The sequence below is a fragment of the Bacillus sp. GW823-FHT06A11 genome, from assembly GCF_058795355.1.
Window position 1 is genome coordinate 581,592 of the sequence record NZ_JBXAHS010000004.1, and the last position, 7,034, is coordinate 588,625.

Below are 7,034 nucleotides of genomic sequence, written 5' to 3' on the forward strand. Positions count from 1 at the left end.
ATTCAATAGAAAAATCTTCTTTTCAAACTGGAAAGGGTATTTGTATAATTTAAACACAAACGAAAAGGAAGGATGATTTATATGGTGACAGAAAAAGAATTAGAATTATTAGCTTGTCTTGAAAAGAGTAGTCGATTATCTGTAGATACATTAGCGAAGCTGTTAAATATAGAGGTAGAAGAAGTAAAGAAGATGGTTGCGAGGTTAGAAAATGAAAAGATTATTGTGGATTATGTAACACATATTGATTGGACGAAGGTGAAAGAACATACAGGTTTAACGGCAATGATCGATGTGAAAGTTACGCCAAAGCATGGCGTTGGGTTTGATGCGGTTGCTGAACAAATTTATCGTTATTCAGAAGTGAAATCCGTTTATTTAATGTCAGGGACATATGATCTTTCTATTACATTAGAAGGGAAAACGATGGGAGAAGTAGCGATGTTTGTTTCTGAGAAATTAGCAACAATTGAATCTGTTGTTTCTACAACTACTCATTTCATTTTGAAGAAGTATAAACATGAGGGCGTTATTTATGAAAAAGACGATGATGATAAGCGAATTGTGGTGACACCATGAAGCAATTTGAACTATCTAGATCAGCAGAATCTTTAAAACCATCGGGTATTCGAAAATTTTTTGATTTAGCAGCAAATATGAAAGGTGTTATTTCCCTCGGGGTAGGAGAGCCGGATTTTGTTACACCTTGGAATGTAAGGCAAGCATGTATTCGTTCTTTGGAACAAGGGTATACGTCATATACAGCAAATGCAGGATTATTGGAGCTCCGTCAAGAAATAGCAAAGTATCTAAAAAAACAATTTGCAGTATCTTATGATCCAAGTGATGAAATCATTGTTACAGTTGGAGCGAGCCAGGCGTTAGATGTAGCGATGCGCGCCATTATAAATCCTGATGATGAAGTGCTCATTATTGAACCGAGCTTCGTTTCTTATGCACCACTTGTGACATTAGCTGGAGGAGTTCCGGTTCCTGTGGCGACTACGTTAGAAAACGAGTTTAAAGTACAACCAGAACAAATTGAAGCAGCTATTACAGCGAAAACAAAGGCAATTTTGCTTTGTTCACCAAATAACCCGACAGGTGCAATGCTAAATAAATCCGAGCTTGATGAAATAGCAGTGATTGTTGAGAAGTACAATTTAATCGTATTATCTGATGAAATTTATGCAGAACTTGTATACGACGAAGTATATACAAGTTTCGCGAGTATTAAAAATATGCGTGAGCATACGATTTTAATTTCAGGATTTTCAAAAGGATTTGCGATGACAGGATGGCGCCTCGGTATGATTGCAGCTCCTGTTCAATTTTCAGAATTAATGCTCAAAATCCATCAGTATTCAATGATGTGTGCACCGACGATGTCTCAGTTTGCAGCACTTGAGGCGTTACGCGCAGGGAACGATGAAGTAATTCGAATGAGAGATAGCTATAAGAAGCGTCGTAACTTCATGACGACATCTTTCAATGAAATGGGCTTAACGTGTCATGTGCCGGGCGGAGCATTTTATGTTTTTCCTTCTATATCTTCAACCGGATTATCTTCAGCGGAATTTGCAGAACAGTTATTGTTGGAAGAAAAAGTGGCCGTTGTCCCTGGTAGCGTATTTGGCGAAAGTGGTGAAGGATTTATTCGTTGTTCATATGCGACGTCGCTTGAACAACTTATGGAAGCGATGAAGAGAATGGAACGATTTGTAGAAAATAAAAAAAGGACAAAACGTAATACGTTTTGTCCATAAAAGGGGGGGAATACTAGAAAGCCATGTGTTAGTAGTCTATCCCAATATTGGAGAATTATACTTCTTTAAGGGAAATTTTTCATGAATTTTGAATGAGTTCTGTCATAGTGGTATAATTTACTAATATAAGGTATACGCATTCTAGATATCATTATCTAGAATGCGTACTAACCAATCGGATATTTAAAATAAATATATCTGCTTTGCTCTCTATAATTGTAGAGAGAATGGTAAACGTATGGGAGTGTTTCATATGTCAGAACAATATACAACAGGAGTGGTTGTAACAGGGAAAGTGACTGGAATTCAAGATTACGGTGCATTTGTAGCGTTAGATGCAGAAACACAAGGACTTGTGCATATATCTGAAATTACAAATGGATATGTAAAGGATATTCATGACTTTTTAAAAGTCGGCGATACAGTAGAAGTAAAGGTACTTTCAATTGATGAAGAGCACAGAAAAATGAGTTTATCGTTAAAAGCGGCGAAAAGAAAACAAGGAAGGATTCTTATACCGAACCCATCTGAAAACGGGTTTAATACGCTGCGAGAAAAGTTGGCAGAATGGATTGAAGAGTCCGAGTTAACAAAGTAAAAGAGGAACGCATATGAGCGTTCCTCTTTTACTTTATCTTATGATATATATTTGCAAATATGATTGCATGCAATCATATTCGTATGTCGGAGGTGAAAGGACATACTGATTATCGAATTTCGTTTGTTTCTGGGTGCGTACCAAGATTTTCAGATGGTTTAAACAGTAAACCAAGGTTGATAAGCCCAGATATACCAACGATGCCGTAAATAATACGTGCAAGAGCTGAATTTTGTCCGCCGAAAATGGCTGCTACTAAGTCAAACTGGAAAAATCCGATTAGTCCCCAGTTCACAGCGCCAATTACAGTAAAGACTAATGCGATACGTTGCAAAGTACTCATGAAAAAGCCCCCCTTAATTGTGAAGCATGAGCAAGCGATGAGTTAATTAACTCTTTTATAGAATGGGGTAGTTATGTTGTTTTTATACATAAAAAATGTTCGAAAGAGGATGTATATACATCTATACCGAAAAATGCGAATTTTTATGCAAAAAATGAACTTTTTCTAAAAAATATATATTGGTTACGTTTACAATGGTTGAATCGCTTGATTTACAACTTCAGTTTCGCTAAAGTGAATACAGAAATACATATCCATAATTGGAGGGAAAAAGATGAGTACACATGTAACGTTCGACTATTCTAAAGCGTTATCCTTCATCGGTGAACATGAAATCACTTATTTACGTGATGCAGTGAAAGTAACACATCACGCAATCCACGAAAAAACTGGAGCTGGGAACGATTTCCTTGGGTGGGTAGACCTTCCGCTTCAATATGACAAAGAAGAATTCGCTCGCATTCAAAAATGCGCAGAAAAAATTAAAAACGACTCTGACATTTTACTTGTTGTAGGTATTGGTGGTTCTTACCTAGGAGCACGCGCAGCAATCGAAATGTTAAGCCATTCTTTCTACAACACGCTATCTAAAGAACAACGTAAAACTCCACAAGTGCTATTTGTTGGACAAAACATTAGCTCCACTTACATGAAAGATTTAATGGACGTATTAGAAGGTAAAGACTTCTCTATTAACGTTATTTCCAAATCAGGTACAACAACAGAGCCAGCACTAGCATTCCGTATTTTCCGTAAGTTATTAGAAGAGAAGTATGGAAAAGAAGAAGCTCGCAAACGTATTTATGCAACTACAGATAAAGCACGTGGTGCATTAAAAACATTAGCTGATAACGAAGGTTACGAAACATTCGTTATTCCAGATGATGTTGGAGGACGTTTCTCTGTATTAACGCCAGTTGGTTTATTACCAATCGCAGTAAGTGGCTTAAATATTGAAGAGATGATGAAAGGTGCAGCTGCTGGTCATGATGACTTCGGAACATCAGAACTAGAAGAAAACCCAGCTTACCAATACGCAGTAGTTCGTAACGCTTTATACAATAAAGGAAAAACAATTGAAATGCTTGTTAACTATGAGCCAGCACTTCAATACTTCGCTGAGTGGTGGAAACAGTTATTTGGTGAAAGTGAAGGAAAAGATCAAAAAGGTATTTTCCCATCTTCAGCAAACTTCTCAACTGACTTACACTCATTAGGTCAATACGTTCAAGAAGGTCGTCGTGACTTATTTGAAACAGTTCTTAAAGTAGGTAAATCTACACATGAACTAACAATCGAATTAGAAGACAACGATTTAGACGGATTAAACTACCTTGCTGGTGAAACTGTAGACTTCGTAAACACAAAAGCATACGAAGGTACATTACTTGCACATAGCGACGGGGGAGTACCAAATTTAATCGTAAATATTCCTGAATTAAATGAGTACACATTCGGTTACCTTGTATACTTCTTCGAAAAAGCATGTGCGATGAGCGGCTACTTATTAGGCGTAAATCCATTTGACCAACCTGGCGTAGAAGCATACAAGAAAAACATGTTTGCTTTACTTGGTAAACCAGGATTTGAAGAATTAAAAGCAGAATTAGAAGAGCGTTTAAAATAATAAAAAGCGACCGGATTCCGGTCGCTTTTTATTATTTTATCGAAAAGTCCATCAGTATATTCAAACTAGAGTGGGTATGCTAAAGGAAAAGTCTTGGAGGGATGGGCTTGATTCCGATTCAATCAAATTTAGAAGGACGTACATATGCGTTATATAAATTAGAAGAGGTTATGAAACCACTTGGATATAGTATTGGTGGTAATTGGGATTATGATAAAGGATGCTTCGATTACAAAATCGATGAAGAAGATGGGTATCAATTTTTACGAGTGCCGTTTACAGCAGTAGATGGTGAACTAGATGTACCTGGTGTAGTAGTCCGTCTTGAAACGCCGTATATTCTTTCGCACGTATATCAAGACGAACTAGATGATAATGTGAATACTTTAACCGCGGGAACGAGTGGGATGGATCAATTTGCTGAACCGAAAGATCCAGATGCAGAAGTGAAAAGAAAATATATCAATATTGGAAAAGTGCTCATGCGGGAACTAGAAAAACATTTTCTTAATGGTGAATAACAATGAGTACGTCGCTTTCGATAAGAATGAAGGTATGGACTGGGTTAATCATATATTGATCGTCGCGCTTTATACCTAGTAAGAGAATGTTTTGTTTTAAAAGGGTATAGCTACAATTTGCAAAGGTTTGTCCGGTGCAGGACGGAGAAAGCTCCATCAGTTGTAATTTATTATCAGAGATTTCATCGTAAAGTGAGAATAGTACACCTGAAATAGAAGGGAATAAAAGAGAAGCGGTAAATACATAACTCGTTAATTTATTTCCTTCTATAATTTCTGACGCGCCAGCTCTCGTTGCATTTTGAATTTGTTCAGTAGTAAGTAGTTCTGCGATGCAGTGAATGTTTGGATTGAGTCCTTTTGCAGTTAAAATATTTAAAATGGATTGTGTATCTGCTAAGCTTTCGTTCTTTTCTTTATCCGCTGTTATTAATATGGTGTGTGCCGTTTTAATATTAGCTTTTAATAAAGTTTGATCGTGGTGCGGACAACCTTTTATAAATTCTAAATGATGAAATGGTTTTGGGAGTAAAGAAAGTGTTTCATCAATTAAAACGATATCAAGGTTTGGTTGTAATACATGCATTTGCTTTACAACATGTTTTGCACGCTCATTCCAGCCAACGATAATCATATGACCGTTAGAGGTAGCGGCTTCTTCACCTTTAATTTTCATATATTGTTTACTGATCATCTCAGTAGCGAATAGAACCATATAATAAGAACAAAAGCCAGTTCCTAATAAAATAATACTTATACCTATTAGTTTTCCTATCGTTGTATGAGGAGCAAAGTCTCCATATCCAACTGTAAAAATGGTAACGATTGACCACCAAATTCCGTCAAACCATGTAGTGAAATGAGAGGGTTCTAATCTATGTATAAGAAAACCAGAAAAAGCAGTGAATACAATAATAAAACAAATTAAACGAAAAATAATGGAATCACGAAATGTATCTACTAAATTCGGACGGGATTTCAATAGTAAATTCCTCCTTGTTTTGCAGGACTACATTCATTGTTACCATTATAGAAAAAAGAAAAACTCTCTAATTAAAGAGAGTTTGTTTTATGCTACATACTTTCCACTTCAGTTTGTTGGACACTTTCAAGATGTTGAAGAGCATAGTAAACATCAGCAGTAGGTCTTTTTTGATCAATGGACAGTTTAAGATGTAAATAGTGAGAACCGTTTTCTAATGTTTTAAGCTTCATATTCTTAACTTTTATATCCATTTCCTTTATTTCTTCAATTACAATTGGGATATTGTCCATATTTCGTACAACAAGTTTCACAGCGATATCACGTTGACGAAATGACCTAGGGCCTACATATTTCATCGCGAGTGGTATAAGTTCGACACTAATCATAAGGAAACACATTCCGAAAATCGCCTCGATATAGAAACCAGCTCCAACGGCAATGCCAATACCAGAAGCACCCCAGATCATAGCGGCAGTCGTGAGCCCTGCAATGCTATCGTTGCCTCTTCTTAAAATTACGCCAGCACCTAAAAAACCAATTCCTGATACAATTTGAGCGGCAAGTCGAAGTGGATCCATATTCATATGATCGGTATGTGGTAAGTTATAAGCTGCTTTAATAGAAACAATCGTTAGGAGGCAACTAATAATAGAAATAACTAAACACGTTTTTAAACCAAGTGGTTTCCGTTTTAATTCGCGTTCTAAACCAATGGCAAACCCTAAAATAGCCGAGAGACCTAGTTTGATTAATAAATCGGTATAGTCCATATATATTCCTCCTTGTATGATATGGTATATGAATAAAACGCTTAGTATAGAAAGAAACGTTTTTTGATAGAGTAACTTTATATAAAATATATGTAGGAATTACTCATACATGAAAGAGATATTTCGTTTAAGTATATGATATTAAAAAAGAAATGTGGGCAGTTTTAAAAAAAGTTTATAAAAGGTGTTGCATTTCATTTTTTACCATGATATATTAATAACCGTCGCTGATGCGGAAACGCAGAAAACGACAAAAAAGAAATTGAAAAACTTAGTTGACATCGAAAAACGAAGATGTTAACATAAGGAAGTCGCAAATGAGCGACCAAGTAGTTCTTTGAAAACTGAACGAAACAAACAACGTGAAACGTCAATTTTTATTTTTAGATGCTAGACAAACTAACTTTATTGGAGAGTTTGATCC

Annotated in this window: 8 protein-coding genes; 5 read left to right on the plus strand and 3 right to left on the minus strand. The window is 36.1% G+C overall.

Annotation, left to right across the window (positions count from 1 at the left end):
• Positions 1-81 precede the first annotated feature (81 nt).
• The 3 genes from AC1Q8L_RS22190 (at position 82) to yugI (ending at position 2,364) form a co-directional block, all read left to right on the plus strand.
• Complete coding sequence (locus AC1Q8L_RS22190) at positions 82-579, plus strand: Lrp/AsnC family transcriptional regulator (RefSeq protein ID WP_000255696.1); 498 nt, start codon at positions 82-84, stop codon at positions 577-579.
• A complete protein-coding gene (locus AC1Q8L_RS22195) occupies positions 576-1,766 on the plus strand; it encodes an aminotransferase (protein ID WP_000808528.1) in 1,191 nt (396 codons plus the stop codon). Before AC1Q8L_RS22190 ends, AC1Q8L_RS22195 begins: the two co-directional genes overlap by 4 nt.
• A gap of 253 nt (positions 1,767-2,019) precedes the next feature.
• On the plus strand, positions 2,020-2,364 hold the full coding sequence (yugI, locus tag AC1Q8L_RS22200) for a S1 domain-containing post-transcriptional regulator GSP13 (RefSeq protein ID WP_000003764.1): 345 nt from the start codon (positions 2,020-2,022) through the stop codon (positions 2,362-2,364).
• A 109-nt stretch (positions 2,365-2,473) separates the two neighbouring features.
• Here yugI and AC1Q8L_RS22205 read toward each other — a convergent pair whose 3' ends face one another.
• Positions 2,474-2,707 carry a DUF378 domain-containing protein gene (locus AC1Q8L_RS22205; protein WP_000105788.1) on the minus strand — a complete coding sequence of 78 codons (234 nt, stop codon included), beginning with the start codon at positions 2,705-2,707 and terminating at the stop codon, positions 2,474-2,476.
• Between the two features lie 274 nt (positions 2,708-2,981).
• Here AC1Q8L_RS22205 and AC1Q8L_RS22210 point away from each other — a divergent pair, with 274 nt between their 5' ends.
• Complete coding sequence (locus tag AC1Q8L_RS22210) at positions 2,982-4,334, plus strand: glucose-6-phosphate isomerase (RefSeq protein WP_000103664.1); 1,353 nt, start codon at positions 2,982-2,984, stop codon at positions 4,332-4,334.
• A gap of 107 nt (positions 4,335-4,441) precedes the next feature.
• On the plus strand, positions 4,442-4,855 hold the full coding sequence (locus tag AC1Q8L_RS22215) for a YugN-like family protein (protein WP_000612347.1): 414 nt from the start codon (positions 4,442-4,444) through the stop codon (positions 4,853-4,855).
• Here the strand turns inward: AC1Q8L_RS22215 and AC1Q8L_RS22220 are convergent.
• Together AC1Q8L_RS22220 and AC1Q8L_RS22225 are read right to left on the minus strand one after the other, a co-directional pair.
• Positions 4,842-5,837 (minus strand): potassium channel family protein, encoded by a 996-nt coding sequence (locus AC1Q8L_RS22220; protein WP_000842316.1) that lies wholly within the window; start codon positions 5,835-5,837, stop codon positions 4,842-4,844. The genes AC1Q8L_RS22215 and AC1Q8L_RS22220 overlap by 14 nt on opposite strands.
• A gap of 92 nt (positions 5,838-5,929) precedes the next feature.
• Positions 5,930-6,610, minus strand: coding sequence for an MgtC/SapB family protein (locus tag AC1Q8L_RS22225; protein ID WP_000386677.1), 681 nt, complete (start codon positions 6,608-6,610; stop codon positions 5,930-5,932).
• Positions 6,611-7,034 lie beyond the last annotated feature (424 nt).

Excerpts from the sequence above, each read along its gene's own strand:
- AC1Q8L_RS22210 (WP_000103664.1), top strand. The coding sequence starts at position 2,982 with ATGAGTACACATGTAACGTTCGACTATTCTAAAGCGTTATCCTTCATC.
- AC1Q8L_RS22225 (WP_000386677.1), bottom strand. The coding sequence starts at position 6,610 with ATGGACTATACCGATTTATTAATCAAACTAGGTCTCTCGGCTATTTTA.
- AC1Q8L_RS22195 (WP_000808528.1), top strand. The coding sequence starts at position 576 with ATGAAGCAATTTGAACTATCTAGATCAGCAGAATCTTTAAAACCATCG.
- yugI (WP_000003764.1), top strand. The coding sequence starts at position 2,020 with ATGTCAGAACAATATACAACAGGAGTGGTTGTAACAGGGAAAGTGACT.
- AC1Q8L_RS22205 (WP_000105788.1), bottom strand. The coding sequence starts at position 2,707 with ATGAGTACTTTGCAACGTATCGCATTAGTCTTTACTGTAATTGGCGCT.
- AC1Q8L_RS22190 (WP_000255696.1), top strand. The coding sequence starts at position 82 with ATGGTGACAGAAAAAGAATTAGAATTATTAGCTTGTCTTGAAAAGAGT.